The organism is Elusimicrobiota bacterium (assembly GCA_041660925.1).
Lineage (GTDB): Bacteria > Elusimicrobiota > Elusimicrobia > UBA1565 > UBA1565 > JBAZUV01.
In genome coordinates, this window is record JBAZVI010000007.1 from 1 (window position 1) to 15,095 (window position 15,095).

The 15,095-nt window shown below is 67.5% G+C and carries 20 protein-coding genes; all 20 read right to left on the minus strand.

All coding sequences use genetic code 11. The annotated features are described in order from the left end of the window. A partial coding sequence (locus tag WC969_10485; GenBank protein ID MFA6030270.1) for a hypothetical protein occupies window positions 1–1,114 on the minus strand: 1,114 nt, incomplete at its 3' end. After that, window positions 1,111–2,187: a PilT/PilU family type 4a pilus ATPase gene (locus WC969_10490; GenBank protein ID MFA6030271.1), complete on the minus strand. Its 1,077-nt coding sequence runs from the start codon at window positions 2,185–2,187 to the stop codon at window positions 1,111–1,113. The genes WC969_10490 and WC969_10485, both read right to left, overlap by 4 nt. An 87-nt stretch (window positions 2,188–2,274) precedes the next feature. After that, window positions 2,275–2,592 carry a hypothetical protein gene (locus WC969_10495; protein ID MFA6030272.1) on the minus strand — a complete coding sequence of 106 codons (318 nt, stop codon included), beginning with the start codon at window positions 2,590–2,592 and terminating at the stop codon, window positions 2,275–2,277. Between the two features lie 25 nt (window positions 2,593–2,617). Continuing rightward, a complete protein-coding gene (locus tag WC969_10500; GenBank protein ID MFA6030273.1) occupies window positions 2,618–2,911 on the minus strand; it encodes a BMC domain-containing protein in 294 nt (97 codons plus the stop codon). A 12-nt stretch (window positions 2,912–2,923) separates the two neighbouring features. After that, entirely contained in the window at window positions 2,924–3,214 is a 291-nt protein-coding gene (locus WC969_10505; protein MFA6030274.1) for a hypothetical protein, read from the minus strand. After that, a complete protein-coding gene (deoC, locus tag WC969_10510; protein ID MFA6030275.1) occupies window positions 3,214–3,867 on the minus strand; it encodes a deoxyribose-phosphate aldolase in 654 nt (217 codons plus the stop codon). The genes WC969_10505 and deoC overlap by 1 nt, the downstream gene beginning before the upstream one ends. Window positions 3,868–4,214: 347 nt before the next feature. Further along, entirely contained in the window at window positions 4,215–4,508 is a 294-nt protein-coding gene (locus tag WC969_10515; GenBank protein MFA6030276.1) for a EutN/CcmL family microcompartment protein, read from the minus strand. Beyond that, the gene (locus WC969_10520; GenBank protein MFA6030277.1) at window positions 4,508–4,798 is read right to left on the minus strand and encodes a EutN/CcmL family microcompartment protein; all 291 of its coding nucleotides are present in this window, start codon (window positions 4,796–4,798) and stop codon (window positions 4,508–4,510) included. Before WC969_10520 ends, WC969_10515 begins: the two co-directional genes overlap by 1 nt. Next, the gene (locus WC969_10525) at window positions 4,795–5,253 is read right to left on the minus strand and encodes an RpiB/LacA/LacB family sugar-phosphate isomerase (protein ID MFA6030278.1); all 459 of its coding nucleotides are present in this window, start codon (window positions 5,251–5,253) and stop codon (window positions 4,795–4,797) included. The genes WC969_10520 and WC969_10525 overlap by 4 nt, the downstream gene beginning before the upstream one ends. A 1-nt stretch (window position 5,254) precedes the next feature. Then, a complete protein-coding gene (locus WC969_10530; protein ID MFA6030279.1) occupies window positions 5,255–5,806 on the minus strand; it encodes a BMC domain-containing protein in 552 nt (183 codons plus the stop codon). A gap of 13 nt (window positions 5,807–5,819) precedes the next feature. Beyond that, entirely contained in the window at window positions 5,820–7,181 is a 1,362-nt protein-coding gene (locus tag WC969_10535; GenBank protein MFA6030280.1) for a hypothetical protein, read from the minus strand. A gap of 110 nt (window positions 7,182–7,291) precedes the next feature. Further along, the gene (locus WC969_10540; GenBank protein ID MFA6030281.1) at window positions 7,292–8,239 is read right to left on the minus strand and encodes a hypothetical protein; all 948 of its coding nucleotides are present in this window, start codon (window positions 8,237–8,239) and stop codon (window positions 7,292–7,294) included. A gap of 2 nt (window positions 8,240–8,241) precedes the next feature. After that, a complete protein-coding gene (locus WC969_10545; protein MFA6030282.1) occupies window positions 8,242–9,681 on the minus strand; it encodes an aldehyde dehydrogenase family protein in 1,440 nt (479 codons plus the stop codon). Between the two features lie 18 nt (window positions 9,682–9,699). Next, window positions 9,700–10,005 carry a EutN/CcmL family microcompartment protein gene (locus WC969_10550; GenBank protein ID MFA6030283.1) on the minus strand — a complete coding sequence of 102 codons (306 nt, stop codon included), beginning with the start codon at window positions 10,003–10,005 and terminating at the stop codon, window positions 9,700–9,702. A gap of 18 nt (window positions 10,006–10,023) precedes the next feature. Next, window positions 10,024–10,323 carry a BMC domain-containing protein gene (locus WC969_10555; GenBank protein MFA6030284.1) on the minus strand — a complete coding sequence of 100 codons (300 nt, stop codon included), beginning with the start codon at window positions 10,321–10,323 and terminating at the stop codon, window positions 10,024–10,026. A gap of 16 nt (window positions 10,324–10,339) precedes the next feature. Continuing rightward, window positions 10,340–10,984 (minus strand): phosphate propanoyltransferase, encoded by a 645-nt coding sequence (pduL, locus tag WC969_10560; protein ID MFA6030285.1) that lies wholly within the window; start codon window positions 10,982–10,984, stop codon window positions 10,340–10,342. A gap of 298 nt (window positions 10,985–11,282) precedes the next feature. Further along, window positions 11,283–12,062, minus strand: a complete 780-nt coding sequence (gene tpiA, locus WC969_10565) for a triose-phosphate isomerase (GenBank protein MFA6030286.1) — start codon at window positions 12,060–12,062, stop codon at window positions 11,283–11,285. 246 nt (window positions 12,063–12,308) lie between these two features. After that, window positions 12,309–12,905, minus strand: a complete 597-nt coding sequence (locus tag WC969_10570; GenBank protein MFA6030287.1) for a hypothetical protein — start codon at window positions 12,903–12,905, stop codon at window positions 12,309–12,311. 36 nt (window positions 12,906–12,941) lie between these two features. Further along, window positions 12,942–14,486: a bifunctional UDP-sugar hydrolase/5'-nucleotidase gene (locus WC969_10575; GenBank protein ID MFA6030288.1), complete on the minus strand. Its 1,545-nt coding sequence runs from the start codon at window positions 14,484–14,486 to the stop codon at window positions 12,942–12,944. Beyond that, window positions 14,483–15,064, minus strand: a complete 582-nt coding sequence (locus WC969_10580) for a hypothetical protein (protein MFA6030289.1) — start codon at window positions 15,062–15,064, stop codon at window positions 14,483–14,485. The genes WC969_10575 and WC969_10580 overlap by 4 nt, the downstream gene beginning before the upstream one ends. Window positions 15,065–15,095: the final 31 nt, after the last annotated feature.

A 15,095-nucleotide genomic window follows, 5' to 3' on the forward strand; every position in this document is an offset into this window, starting at 1 on the left:
CGGCGGCGGGCGCCGGTGCAGGCGCGGCGGCGGGCGCCGGTGCAGGCGCGGCGGCGGGCGCCGGTGCAGGCGCGGCGGCGGGCGCCGGTGCAGGCGCGGTTTGCGAGACAGCCGGCGGCGGCGCAGGGACGGGGGTGGGCGCCGGCGCGGGAGCTTGAGCGGCGGCGTCGAGCTCGAGCGGAGGCCGCGACAAGGGGAGCGGGGGCTTCTTCGGCGCGGGCTTGCCGGCGGGAGCGGGCTTTCGCCCGAGGACCACCGGACGCGGGCCGAGGTCGATGCCCCCGGCCTCTTCCGGCGAGCCGTACATCTTCTCCGGCGCAGGGGAAGCGATGGGGGGCTTGAGCAGGGACTCCGGAGCGCTCTTCGGCTGCGGCGGCGCGACGGGCGCCGGCGCGGCGGCGCGCTTGTCGGCCTCCGCTCGCGCCGTCCCTGACGCGCTCGAGGGCGCGGCGTGTCCGCCGCGCTGTTCGTCTTCCTTACGCGACGGACCTTCGGCGCTAGGGCCCGCCGAAGGGAGCGCCGCGGCGACCTTCGGCGGCGCGGCCGCCGGCGCGGGGGCGGGCTTCGGAACGGAAGCAGGGGCCGGCTGCGGCGCAGCAACGGGCCGCGGCGTCGGCAGAGCCTGCGGCGACGACGGCGGCTTGGCGGCGGCGGCGCGCTTGTCGGCCTCCGCTCGCGCCGTCCCTTCGGCGCTAGGGCCCGCCGAAGGGAGCGCCGCGGCGGGCTTCGGGGGCGCGGCCGCCGGAGGGAGCTTCGCCGCGGGCAGGGCCTGCGGCGACGATGGGGGCTTCGCGATGGGGACCGGCGCAGCCTGAGGAGCCGGCGCGGGTTTCGTGGGTGCGGCCGCCGGCGCCTGCAGCTGGATCGGGGCGGGAGCCGGGGGCTGAACGGCGGCCGGCCGGATCGGCGGCGTCGAGAGCGCGGGCTTGGGCTCGAGGGGCGCCACCTGCGAGACCGGGACCTTCGGCATCCCCGGCGGCGGTTCCACGACCGGCGCCGCGGGGTCCGCCGGGGCGGCCGCGGAGACCCCCTCCGGCCCGGTGAGGCCGTTGAGGATGCCGTCGAGGTCGGTGAGGATGTCCTCGATCTCCTTGTCGGAGCCTTCTTCGCTCATGCGGGAGTCTGCCGGTCCTTCATCTTGACGGCCATGTCCTCGGGGTTCGATGCGTTCTCGAGGACTTCCGCCTCCCCGAGCTTCCCCTCCGCCAGCAGGCGCAGGAGGTCCTGGTCGAAGGTGTGCATCCCGTAGTAGTCGCCGGCTTCCATCGCCTTGAGCATCTCTCCGGGCTTGTTCTCGGCGATGTTGCGGCGCACGACGTTGTTGGAGACGAGCACCTCGGTGGCCGGCAGGCGGCCGCGACCGTCCTTCGCGCCGACGAGGCGCTGCGCGAGCACGCCCTTGAGGGCGTAGGAGAGCTGCTGACGCGCCTGGGCGGCCCGCCGCTCGGGGACGCTGTCGACGATGCGGTCGATGGTCTGCGCCGCGTCCATGGTGTGGATCGTGGAGAGCACGAGGTGCCCGGTCTCGGCGGCGACGAGCGCGGCCTCGATGGTCTCGGGGTCGCGCATCTCGCCGATGACGACGACGTCGGGGTCCTGGCGCAGCACGTGCTTGAGCGCGGCGGCGAAGGAACGCGTGTCGCGGCCGACCTCGCGCTGGACGATGGAGCCCTTGAGGTCCTGGTGGAAGAACTCCACGGGGTCCTCGACGGTGACGATGCGGCAGCTGCGGCTCTCGTTGAGGTGATGGACGAAGGCGTTGAGGGAGGTGGTCTTGCCGGCCCCGGTGATGCCCGCGAAGAGGATGAGCCCGCGCGATTCCGACGCGAAGCGCTCCATGGCCTTGGGCGGGAGGTTGAGCTCGGCGAAGGTCCGGACCTTCAGCGGCACCACGCGCAGGCTCAGCGCGAGGGAGCCGCGCTGGCGGAAGAGGTTGATGCGGAAGCGCGAGACGCCCGGGAGGCTGTAGGCGAAGTCGAGTTCGTCGAGCTTCTCGAACTCCTTGGCCTGCGCCGGGGTGAGGAGCTGCGTCGAGATCTTCCCGATGTCCTCGGCCGAGAGCTTCTGGATGTTGGCCGCCGCCACGAGCTGTCCATGGACGCGCACGGCGGGCGAGGCGTCCGCCTTGAAGTGGACGTCGGAGATGCCCTTCTCCACCATCAGCTTCAGCAGCGCGGCGATGTCCATGGGACCTCTAGAAATCCAGCGTATACGTGAAAGAACCCGGGCCGCACCTGCGGCCCGGGTTCTCGTGGGCGAAGCAAGGCGGCCGTTCTAGCCTTGGCGCACCTCGATCCCCTTCAGCACCAGCCATTCCATAGCGAGGGGGCTGACGATGGCGCCTTTCGGTATTGTAATCTCCCGCGACCCCGGCGTCAACGCGTTTTTGAGCTCCCGCTCCGTCAGGAAACGGCGTCCGGGCACGGGAGGCAGACCGCGGCCCTTCCCGGGACCGGCGGGCTCCCCCTCCCGTACGCGCGCGGGCGCCTGTGGGACCCGCATGCCCGCGGGGAGTGCCGCATCCGGACGCCGTCCGGGCGCGGCCCGCACGCGTCGCAGGACGGCGTCGATGAGGTCGTCGCGGGTGAACATCCCGGCGGGTCCTTTCCGGCCCCGCTCAGGCCTTGATGGCGATCTTCGAGAGGTACTTCTCGAGGTCGCCGTGCGGCCGCGGGATGATGTGGACGCCGACGAGCTCCCCGACCTTCTGGGCCGCCGCCGCGCCCGCCTCGACCGCCGCGCGCACCGCGCCGACCTCTCCGCGGCAGAGCGTGGTCACCAGCCCGGAGCCGACCCGCTCGTAGCCGATCATCTCCACCTTGGCCGTCTTGGCCATGGCGTCGGTGGCCTCGATCATGCCGATGAAGCCCTTGGTCTCCACCATCCCCAGCGCGTCCTTGGTCTCAGCCATTTTCAGTCCCTCTCAGTGGTCGTAGTTCGAATCGCGCGATTCCTGACGCTCGCCGACCTCCAGGCCGGCGTTGCACCAGGGACAGCGGCGGGCGGGCGAGTAGGTGCGCACGCACTCCTCGTCGTCGGCCCACCATTCCTCGAAGAACATCTCGACCTTCTTGTGGCAGCGGATGCAGTAGCGGTCGAAGCCGGCCCCGCAGGACGCGCAGTACTTCGGCGGGTTCTCGCCGCGGTGCACGATGGCGCCGCAGGCCCCGCACTGCATGTCCTCGACGAGGCGGACCTTCTTCTCGTCGGCCATCAGTAGCCCTTGCCGCCCTGCGGCTTCGCGTCCGTGACGATGGCGACGCTCGCGGAGGTTCCCAGGCGCGTCGCGCCGGCCTTCACCATCGCCTGCGCGGTGGCGCAGTCGCGGATGCCGCCCGAGGCCTTCACGCCCATGAGCGGCCCCACGGTCTCGCGCATGAGCTTCACGTCCGACACGGTGGCGCCGCCGCCGCCGAAGCCGGTCGAGGTCTTCACGAAGTCGGCGCCGACCTCCTTGGACATGCGGCAGGCGCGGACCTTCTCGTCGTCGGTGAGCATCGTCGTCTCGAGGATGACCTTGAGGATCTTCCCCCGGGTCGCCTCGCGCACCGCGCGGATGTCGTCGCGGACGTAGGCGTCGTTGCCCGACTTGAGCGCCCCGACGTTGATGACCATGTCGATCTCATCGGCGCCGTTGGCGATGGCGTCGCGCGCCTCGATCGCCTTCACGGTCGGCGTCGTGGAGCCGAGCGGGAAGCCGATGACGGTGCAGACCTTGACCGTCGAGCCGCGCAGCAGCTGCGCGCAGAGCGGGACGTAGCTCGGGTTCACGCAGACCGAGGCGAAGGAGTTCTCCCGCGCCTCCTGACAGAGGACGGCGACCTCGTTCTGCGTCGCGTTGGGCTTGAGCAGGGTGTGATCCACCATCGAGGCCACGGCGAGGCAGGTCTTCGTCGGGTCGCAGGCCGCGACGCGGTCGGCGCCGAGGGTCTTGAGCTCGGGCGCGGCGGCTTCGAGCGCGCGGCAGTGCGGGCACTCGGGACCGTGGGTGTGTCCGTCGTCGTCCTTGAGGGGCGCGCCCTTGTAGGGCTGCCACTCCTTGCCGCCGAACACCTTGCCGGCGGTGCCGACGGTGGTGGCGCGGACGGGGGCGGCGGAAGCGCCGGGGTTCGGGCAGCCGCAGGAGCTCCCCGCGCCGGAGCCGCCTTTCAGGTAGCCCCGCTCCGCGAGGACGCGGATGACGGCCTCGACGACGACACGGATCTCTTGTTCAGTCATAGTTTCCTCTCCACGCCGTTGACGCACGCCGCGTCCACGATGCCGCAGACGACCGTGCGCACCGGCGCTCCGGGGTCGCCCAGGATGCTCCGGGCCGAGCCGCCCTCGTCGACGACGAGCACGACGCTGCCGGGTCCCGCGCCCACGCCTCCGTCCAAAGCCATCGTCACTTCGCCGGTCGGTTCGTCGGTCATGGGGTCGATGGGCCGCACGAGCAGGAGACGGCGGTCCTTGAGCGAAGGATGCCGGCTCGTGCCCCACACGTTGCCCACGACCTCGGCGACGAACATCAGCGCCTCGCCTCTTTGCGGAAATCGCGCACGTGACGGCCCTCGACGATGCCGACGACGGCGGCGTCGATGGGCGGCAGGTCGGGGAAGGCCACCGCGGCCTCGCGCGAGGCCACCCAGACGACGTCCTCGCTCGCGCCGGCCCCGACGCACTCGCAGGCGACGAGCGGGTCGCCCTTGTCCGCCCCCGTCTCCCAGTCCCGCGGCTGGATGAGCAGCAGTTTCTTGCCGTCCAGCGTCGGGTACTGGCAGGTGCAGAAGACGCGGCCGACGACGCGGGCGAACTTCAAACGCGGCCTCCGAGGTGCTTCGCCTCGATGGCGGCGACCTTCGCGAGGCGCCGCTCGTGGCGGCTGCCCTCGAAGGGCGTCGAGAAGAAGGTCTTGAGGATCTCCTGCAGCATGAGCTCCCCGTGCGTCTTGCCGCCGAGGCAGAGCACGTTGGCGTCGTCGTGGGCGGCCGCGAAGCGGGCACTGACGAGGTCGTAGGCGCAGACGGCGCGCACGCCGCGGACCTTGTTGGCCGCCATGCACACCGCGCCGCCGAAGCCGTCGAGCAGGAAGCCTTGCTCGAACTCGCCGCGCGCGACCGCCTCGCCGACGAGCTGGGCGATGTCGGGGTAGTCCACGGCGTCGGGGCTGTAGCAGCCGAAGTCGACGACCTCGTGCCCCAGGCCCTGCATGAACTTGAGGAGGCGGCCTTTCGCCTCGAAGCCGCCGTGGTCGGAGCCGATGACAAGCTTCATCTTACTTCCCGAACTGCGCCAGGAGCTGGGGGTCGGCCTGCGCGATGACCGTGTGCCCGACGAGCATCTCCTTCGGCACGGCCGAGATCCCGGCGCCGACGGCGGTGCGCACCGCGGCGACCTCGCCGGTCATCGTGACGTAGCCCTTCCCCCCGCCGACGACGAGCTTCACGTCGATGAGGTGGACCTTCGCGGCCTTCGCGGCGGCGTCGGCGGCCTGCACGCAGGCCACGGCGTCCTTCGTCTCGATGACGCCGAGCGCCTCGAGCTTCTGGACGGCGCGGCGTCCCTCGAGCGCATCGAGCACGCCCTGGTGGACGTTGCGGATGATGAACTGGTGCACGAGCGACGTCCCCAGGGTCTCGACGCCGGCGCGCAGCGAGGACTCGACCTCGCCGACGGGGCCCTGGATGAGGATGGTCTGCTTGCCTTTGCCGATGATGTTCGTCTTCACCAGGTCCACGGAGGCCATCTTCACCATGACGTCGCAGGCCTCGACGCCCAGCGCGATGGAGGAGGTCTCCAGGAGTCCGACGGCGATGTTCGCTTGCATGTCGTTCCTCTCTTTATCTCTTCAAGCAGGTATTGCCGGGTTCGATGCAGGGGTTGTAGCCCGGTCCTTGTCGTTCGTTCCCGGAGCCTTCTCCATCCACCGTGTTATTCGACGATGTCCCTGACTGCGGCGGGAGAAACAGGCGCGCAGCAGCGCGGAAATCCTCTATGCCCAGCGTCATGGAGCCCGTCGGAGAGAAGGACTTGAAAACATGATTGAGCGTATCATCGACGCAACGCTCGATCGGGTCGTTGTGATTGTTCTGCGACAACTGGCTCATAATCCCGTCGTAGTAGGTCTTACCATAAAAATTCGCTTTCTCAAGCGCGAAAGAGAAATCACCTTCAGCGCGAGGATCCCCACACAACGTCTTAGCCATCTCCCGGAATGCCTCCATTGCCTTGAAGAACGCATCCCACCCACTGCCAGCCTGTCTCTTGCGGGCCGCCTCCTCCTGCGACCGAAGAACCCCCTCCACGACGCGCTGCCTCTGTTCTTCGAGATATTTCTGATTGGCCGCTTCCCGATCCCGCCGCACGTTTTCTTTGTTCTCTCTGTCCTGGCTTTCCTTCTCCAACTTCGCGCTTAAGGATTTCTGCTTATCACGAATTTCCCGAAGCGGCCCCTCTTGCTCCTCGAAACCCTTGCGATTTCCCTCCTCTTGCTCCGGAGTGGGGAAAGGGTAGCTGCACGGAAGCAACTTACACGCCAAGCGTCGATGATTCCAGTAGCTCACATTCTCGCGCAGAATTCCACGATCATATTTGCTGAGCTCAAAAGCATCCACATGGTACGTCTCATCGGAATAGGCTTCATGCTCGATCTGAGGCAACGATTCCCAGCCAGTCAACGTCAAGCGCTGCTGGTGAATGGACTCATGATAGAGCGTCGAGGCAAGAACCCCAGGGTTCCCGCTCTTCAACACCTTGGAGAATAAACCTTCACGAATCATTATGAGACCATCTTCCCATACCCCGCCCGCCTGAATCTGCCCCTCCCGAACCTTGGGAGAGAAACCCAGGTAGTGTTTCGTCCCATCCTCAGCCGTAACTTCTCGATATCGAATCCCATCTGGGAGGACGGAGATGCGTTCTTTTGCTTGTTGTCCGGCAAACGGCCCGTTCTGGATTGTGCCTCCTCGAATCTGGACGCTATAGTATTTCAGGGACAGGGCTATCGCTCGCGAAAATGCGCTATCTCGCTCTGCGTTCGCCTCGTCGAGCATCCGCTTAGCCAGACCCCATGCCTCGAGAGCCTTGGGGCTATCATCTGACTCGGCTCTTGCACGAGCTTTTTTCTCGGCATCGAGAAATCCGATGGCTTGTTTGCGCCGATCCTCCCCTTGGGATATCAAATCCAATATTTCCGCCTTCATTTCTTCAGTCGCAGAACACGGATAGGAAACCCCCCATGCATTTGAACATGGCCGATCCGTCGCAGCGGCATGCACTGGGTTCCACAAAACCATCAACAACAACCCCACAATCACGGAACGACCTCAAAAACGACGTCTTGCGATTCAAAACGTCCCAGCGCATATTGACGGAGCACGTCATCCAACTCCCGAGTATGCCGATCGAATTCTGAACCCATCGGACTCGACTTCCGTACAGGAGGAAGATCGTCATAAACGACCCTCAGCCGATAGGTTCCCGGCCTGGTGAACTGATAGGACGTCTGCAACGCATGAAAACCCGGGATGGCCGGCTTCGGCGGAATCTTCCCCCCCAGGGTTCTGTAAAAATCTTCCACGGGGTCTACCTTCTTCGGCGCTCTAGAATAAAGCGTTTCACCTGGCAACAAGGTGACGCGAAGTTGATCAATGCGTTCGGAATAGGCGTTGAGATCCCGAACCCGCAAGCTGCGCTGTTCCGACGTCAACTGCCGTTCATCGGGGAGGCGGAACTCCGTCGAGTAGCCCCCGCTCGCGATGGCTTTCTCTTCCGACTGCAGCACCAGCTCTCCGTCAGGGCCGCTCAAATAAAACCTGAAATGCTCATCGATCGGTTCGCCAGTCTTAAAAAGCGACTTCGATCCATCCCAGACAGAGAGTGCCTCGCGTCCCACGTTCTGGAGTTCCAGTCGATAGGTGAAGCGCTCCCCCTTGCGCAACTGAGTCGCCTGCGGAATCAAGGTCAGCTTGATCTTCCTGGAAACCGGCTCGAGCGTGAAGCCCGGCGGAGCTGGACGAACGAGCTCATGTCGGTCGTTGCGCTCCATGCGCCACTCGAAGAGACTCTGTTCATGGGTGGCGTTCAACGCCGCGAGCAGCTTCCTATCCTTCTCCGACATCCCCGGGCGCTCTGCGCGCTTCTTCGGCAAAGGAAGGTCCGGAGCGACGGGGCGATTGTCAGCGGGCGGCTCCGTCTTGCGACAGGAGAAGAATCCCGCTGCGAGCACGATGAGCGCCAGCCCTCCGAAAAGCCGTCTCATTATCATGCGATTCTGAAGTATCCCACGAGGCTGCAGTGCAGCGGGCGCACGAAGTGCGTCGCCTTGGTCAGGCCGTCGCCCGTCGGGGTGCCGATGGACATCGTCGCGTAGCCCTCGCCCATGCCCAGGCCGTAGAAGGTCGGGGCGTTCTTGACGAAGATGGAGCAGGCCATCCGCCGGCCCATCTTCGTGAGGTTCGCGACGTCCATCGAGTGCATGCTCGAGGTGTGGCGGTTGTAGCCCTCGGCGTGGTAGCCGAGCTCGATGGCCGCGTCGATGTCCGCGGCCGAGGTCACCGGCAGCACCGGCATGAGCTGCTCGGTCCACACGAAAGGATGGTCGTTGGGGACGTCGGCCCAGAGCAGGCGCACGCCCTCGGGCACCGAGATGCCGGCGCCCTTCGCGATGACGGCGGCGTCCTTGCCGACGAAGTCGCGGTTGAGCTTGGGGTCCTTGCAGCCCCTGCCGCCCTCGACGATGACGAGCTTCGTCACCGCGTCGATCTGCGAGGGCGAGAGCTCGAAGGCGCGCGGGTCGCGGCGCATGGCCTCGAGGAAGCGCCCGTGCGCGGCCCGGGTCGTGATGACCTCCTTCTCGGCGGTGCAGAGCACGCCGTTGTCGAAGGAGGCGCCGGTGATGATGTCCTCGGCGGCCCGGGGCAGCAGCGCGGTCTCGTCCACGATGGCCGGCGGGTTGCCGGGTCCGGCGGCGATGGTCTTGCAGACCTTCCCGGCGGTGAGCGCCACCTTCACGATGGCGGGGCCGCCGGTGACGAGGTTGACGCGCGGGCCCGGGTGGGTGAGCAGGGCCTTCGTCGTCTCCTGCGAGGGCGGGTCGACGGTGACGAGGAGGTTGCGCGGGCCGCCGGCCGAGACGATGGCGTCGTTCAAAAGCCGCATCGTCTCGCGGCTGCACTTGACCGACGCCGGATGCGGAGAGAAGATGACCGCGTTGCCGCCGGCGAGCGCCGAGATGGCGTTGTTGATGACCGTGGCGCAGGGGTTCGTCGAGGGCGTGATGGCGGCGATGACGCCGAAGGGCGCGTACTCGACCAAGGTGAGTCCCTTGTCGCCGGTGTAGGCCTGCGCGCGCAGGTCCTCGACGCCGGGGGTCTTGAGCGAGCAGACGAGGTTCTTCTGGACCTTGTCGGGCCAGCGCCCCATCCCCGTCTCCTCGCGCGCCATCTTCGCGAGGGGCTCGGCGTTCTGCACCCCGGCCGAGCGCATCGCGCGGATGATCTTCCGCCGCGCCTCCAGGCCCATGGCCTGGAACTCCTCCTGGGCGCCCTCCGCCGCGCGGAAGGCGTCGTCGATGCTAGAGAAGACGAAGCCCCCCTCGCTTCCGGCCGGACGGCGGCCGGAAGCGAGCTGGAGCGGACCCTCGGCCGATTCGACCTGGCGGAGCACTTCCGCGACGATGCGCGTGATGTCGTCGTTGTTCATGGGAGCGGCCTCCCGGCGTCAGCCTTGCGCGTCGTCCTTCTTGAAGAACACGCGCTTTCCGCCCAGCTCGACGGTGTCCACGATCGCGACGATCGTGGCGTCCACCGGCGCGCCCTCGGTGCGGGCGGTCTGCCGCGCCGAGGAGCCCTGGACGATGAGCACCAGCTCGCCTTCGCCGGCGCCGACCGCGTCCACGGCGACCAGCGGGGCGCCTTGGACCGCGCCCTGCGGGTCGGCCGATCGGACGAGGAGCAGCTTCCGACCGACGAGCTTCTCCTCCTTCTGGGTGGAGACGATGGTCCCGACGACGCGGGCGAACAGCATCGGCGTCGATGCCGCCGCTTACTTGCGTCCGCGGGCGAGCGTCTCGGGCAGGGAGATGGGCATCTTCCCCTCGAGGTCCGGGTGCGGCTGCGGGATGACGTGCACCGCGACGAGCTCGCCGACCTTCTGGGCGGCGGCGCCGCCGGCGTCGCAGCTGGCGCGGCACGCCGCGACTTCGCCGCGGAAGAGGACGGTCACGAGGCCGGTGCCGACCTTCTCGTAGCCGACGATGTGCACGTTGGCGGCCTTCACCGCCGCGTCCGCCGCTTCGACGCAGGCCACCAGGCCGCGCGTCTCGATCATTCCCAGAGCTTCCATGTGTTCCCCCGTTCTCTTATGTGATGTGGACGAAGTCCCCGTTCTTGAGCCACGCCGCGTTCGCCTCGTCGCTGTCGACGTGGAGCTCGAGCGCGAACTCCGGCGAGACGCGGACCAGCACCTGCTCGAAGACCAGTTCGCGCGGCCCGCCGATGCCGGCGCGCATGCGCACGATGTCCCCGGTCTTCAGGTTCAAAACTCTTCCTTCGTCGGGACTGAGGTGGAGGTGGCGCATCGGGATGATGAGCCCCTCCTGCACCTCGACCGAGCCCTTCGGCCCGTGCACCTTCACGGGCGCCGCGCCCTCGAGCTTCCCCGAGCCGGCGACCGGCGGCTTGAGGCCGAGGGCCAGCGCATCGCCGCGCGAGAGCTCGACCTGGGTCTTGGGGCGGTGCGGGGCGATGAGGCGCAGGCCGTTCAAGCGGCCTTTGGGCCCCTCGACGTCCACGGTCTCATGACAGGCGAAGTAGCCGGGCTGACGCAGGCGCCGCATCTCCGTCGGCTTCCTGTCGCGGCCGAAGAGAAGGTCCCAGTGCTCGGCGCTGAGGTGGACGTGCTTGTTCGAGATCCCGACCGGGACGGCCGTCTTCGAGCGCTCGATGCGCTCGAGGACGTCCTTCGCGATGTCCCGGGCAAGTGCTCCGACCGGGGAATTATGCATGTTTTGTCCGGGCGATTTCGTCCAGGCGAGACAAGGAGAGAGGAGCGAGGATGCCTCGAGGCATCTGAGCGACGAATGACGCGGTCGCAGCCCGAAAGCGCCCGGCCCCTTTCCAAGAAGTTTCGCTGCCTACGGCAGCGAAACTATTCTGGACGGGGAGGCCCGCCCCCGCGCGCATTCCGCGTCGCTCCTCCCTCAGATAGACCACGCTATCTTCGGTCGTCGCTCCTTGAATCCGCATCAGGCTCGGGCCTCCAAAACACGCATAATTCCCCGGTCGGAGCACCGGGTCGCCAATCTAGCGTCCCACCGGCGTCTGGAACTTGATGATGCGGGAGAAGGCCTCGACCTTGAGGCTCGCACCGCCGACGAGCGCGCCGTCGAGGTCGGGCTCGGACATGAGGGCGTCCACGTTCTCGGCCGTCACCGAGCCGCCGTAGAGGACGCGGACCGCGTCCGCGAAGCCCTGCCCGAGCAGGCGGGCGACGGTCTTGCGGATGAAGAGGTGGGCGTCCTGGGCCTGGGCCGGCGTGGCGGTCTTGCCGGTGCCGATGGCCCAGACCGGCTCGTAAGCGATGACGAGCGCGGCGAGCTCGACCGCGGCGAGGCCCTTGAGGCCGCCGCTCAGCTGGGTCTCGAGCACCCGGTAGGTCTTCTGCGATTCGCGCTCCGCGAGCGTCTCGCCGATGCAGAACACCGGGACGAGGCCCGCCTTCAGCGCCGCGCGGATGCGCTTGTTGACCGTCTCGTCGGTCTCCCCGAAATACTGGCGGCGCTCGGAGTGACCGATGATGACGTGCGTGCAGCCCGCGTCCTTGAGCTGGTTCGGGGCGATCTCGCCGGTGAACGCGCCCTTCTCCTCCCAGTGGAGGTTCTGCCCGCCGAGCGCGATCGGTCCGCCCTTCAGGGCGGAGCCGACGCTGGTCAGCGCGGTGAACGGCGGGGCGACCAGGATCTCGGGGCCCTCATAGGGCTTGGGCAGCGAGGAGAGCAGGCCTTGGACCAGGGCGAGCGAGCCCTTGAGGTCGAGGTTCATCTTCCAGTTTCCGGCGATGAGCGGGCGGCGGTTCTTATTCATGGTATCTGTGGCCTAATTGTCCACAATCGGGACTCCCGGCCTGTTTTTATTATACCTCAATAGGACGCAGGTCAAGCGCCCATTATCGTGCCTGCCATATAACGTTTAGTCATCAGGGGGGTGCCCCCACACATTTCATGTTTCACGTCAGGGGGACTGCCCCCTGATGTTTCATATTAGGCCCATCCGATGGATAAATAAGAGCGCCCGCGTAAGCGGGCGCTCTTTGATGATTCACGCGTACGGTCAATACTCGGAGAAAGGGACGACGAGTTCCTGCATCGTCGCGGGGTGGTAGTCTTCCTTGTAGCTCGACTTGGGGCTGCGGCGGATGCGGAGGGCCAGGACCTTGGCCTTGCGGCCGGCGGTGATGGAGGAATCCCGGTCGGTGAAATAGAGCACATAGGTCGCGCTGCCCAGTGTGGCCGCGCGCACGCCCTCGCGCTCTCCCGCGAAGACGAAGTTCGAGGCCAAGTGGCGCCACTCTTTGCGCAAGGCCTGCCCCCCGTAAGAGGGCCGGTCGGCGAGGATGGTGATGCGGAAGCCGAAGACGCGCAGGATCCACGCCGCGGAGTTGGTCAGGATCTTGCGGCTCTCGATGTCGTAGCTGTTGTTGACGATCTCCCAGAAGGCCGGGGAGAAAGGCACCGTCCCGCTCTTGAAGGCCTTGGTATACGAGGGTGTCGAGAAGACCAGGGTGTCGTCGTAGTCGAACGCCACCTTGAGCCCGCCGATGGTCACGAGGCTGTAGATGAGCCCCCAGACCATCATCATGCCGAGCACCTTCTTGAAGAAGGTGACGGTCTTGTCGACTTTTTCCTTGGCGACCTTGACGATTTCCATGTACCGGCGCCTATCCTATTAAATTTCCAGCCGATTTCAGAGTTTCTGGATGCGTCCGTCGGTCGGCATGGCCAGCGGGGAGTAGTTGCGCACGCACCACTCCAGCATGTCCCGCACGAGCACCGGCGTGTAGGCCGGGTCGGCCCCCCTCTGGAAGGACGCGTAGCCGTCGCCGCCGCCCACGACGAAGTCCGCCGCCGTCACCGAGTAGCTCTCGGCGTCCTGGAGCGGCTTCCCGCCCACGAGGACCTCGCGCAGCTTCTTCCCCCTCGGCGCCGCCGCTTCGTAGCGCATGGTGAGGCCCGCGACCTGCAGGATGCCGCGGTCCCCGTCGACGGAATGCTCGAGCGCCTCGCGCAGCTGGGCCCCCGTCATGGTCAGGGTCACCAGCGTGTTGTCGAAGGGCATGATGGAGAACACGGTCCGCATCGTCACCGGTCCGGCGGTGAGGTCGGCGCGGATGCCGCCCGAGTTCTGGAAGGCGATCTGCGTCTTCGTGTACTTGCGGGTGCAGTCGCACATCCAGTCGCCGAGGGAGGATTCCTCGTAGCGCTCGCGGCGCAGCATGACCGTCGAGCTCCCGATGACGACGTCGAGGGCGCTGCCGACCTCCTTGCGATACTTCTCGACGAGCTTGAGGACCGCGGGGTCCTCGCCGTACTGGTCGACCCAGAGGTCGTAGACCTTGTCCTCGGAGCGGAGGATCTTGTGCGTCTTGGGGTCGATCTCCAGGACGACCTTGCCGAGGCGGTTGAGGCTGGAGCCGGTCTGAACGACGAGCGTCCCGTTCTTCGGCTCGCGCCAGGGCTCCTTGAGCAGGGTGTGCGAGTGCCCGCCCACGATGAGGTCGATGCCGGGCACCGCGGTCGCGATGGCCTTGTCGTCCTTGAACTGGGTCTTGTCGAGGTCGGCGTAGCCCACGTGGGAGAGGAGGATGACGACCTCGGCGCCCGCGGCCTTGAGCTCGGAGACGGTCTTGCGCGCCCACTCGATCTCGTCGCCGGCGGCGCGGCCGGGGAAGTTCTTGGGGAAGACCAGGGTGCTCATGCCGGTGGTGATCAGCGCGAACATGCCGACCTTCACGCCGCCCACGTCCTTGATGATCCACGGCTTGAGGTAGGGGACCCGTTCGTTCGTCGCGGCGGTGAGGACGTTCGCGCCGAGGACCGGGGCGTTGATCGAGCCGATGAGGCTCTTGAGGTTCTCCTCGCCGTAGTCGTACTCGTGGTTGCCGACCGTGAGCGCGTCGTAGCCGAGCAGGTTGAAGTACTCCGCCAGCGAGCGCCCCTGCGTGAAGTTGCCCTCGGGCGTGCCCTGGAACCAGTCGCCGACGTCGAGGAGGAGGCGGGGGACGCCCGGCTCGGAGAGCTTCTTGATCGCGTTGGAGGCGACCGCCGCGCCGCCGACCATGCGGCTGGGGTCCTCCTTGTTGTAGGTCGCCGGCCGGGCCATGATCCAGCCGTGGATGTCGTTGGTGTGGAAGACCTGGATGCGCAGGGACTCCCCGGCGCAGACGCCGGCGATCGGGAGCGCGAGCAGCAGGGCGGCGGCGAGGGAGAGGAGCGTCGTTCTTCGGTTCATGGGTTCCTCACGAGGAGTTCGGCGAGCCGGTCCGTCGCCTCGACGCCATGCGCGGCGGCGTCGGAGAGGCGGCGGTAGAGTTCGCGGGTCTTGAGCATGCGCACGACGCTCGGCCCCTGGAGCTGTTCGGCCAGCCCCTTGCGGGTGAGGCCTTCGACGTAGAGAAAAGCCTTGCGCGCCTGCACCAGGGCGCCGGCACGGGGGTCCGGCGCACGGCCGAGCTCGCGCGCGGCCGCCTCGAGCTCGCGGCCTCCCTCGCGCAGGACGGAGGCCGCCTGACGGATGAAGGCGTCGACGGGGGTGCCGAAAAGGCGCGCCTCGGCGGCGGCCTCGCCCAGGGCCTTCCCCGACTCCTCGAGGGAGCGCGCGCAGGCGCGGGCGAGCCGGAGGTCCGCGGGCGGCCACTTGAGCGCGGAGAACGCCGCGTCGGGGTCCGGTCCGGCCGGCTCCGCGGCGGGCGCGGGGGACGAGGGGACGAGGGCGAAGTCCTCGAAGCGGCGCAGCCGCGACTGCAGGCGCCGGACCTCCGCGAGGAGCGGAGGGCAGGATCCCGCGCGCCGGGAACGGGAAGAGAGCATCGCCGCCATTCTACAAATTGTGGCGAAGGAC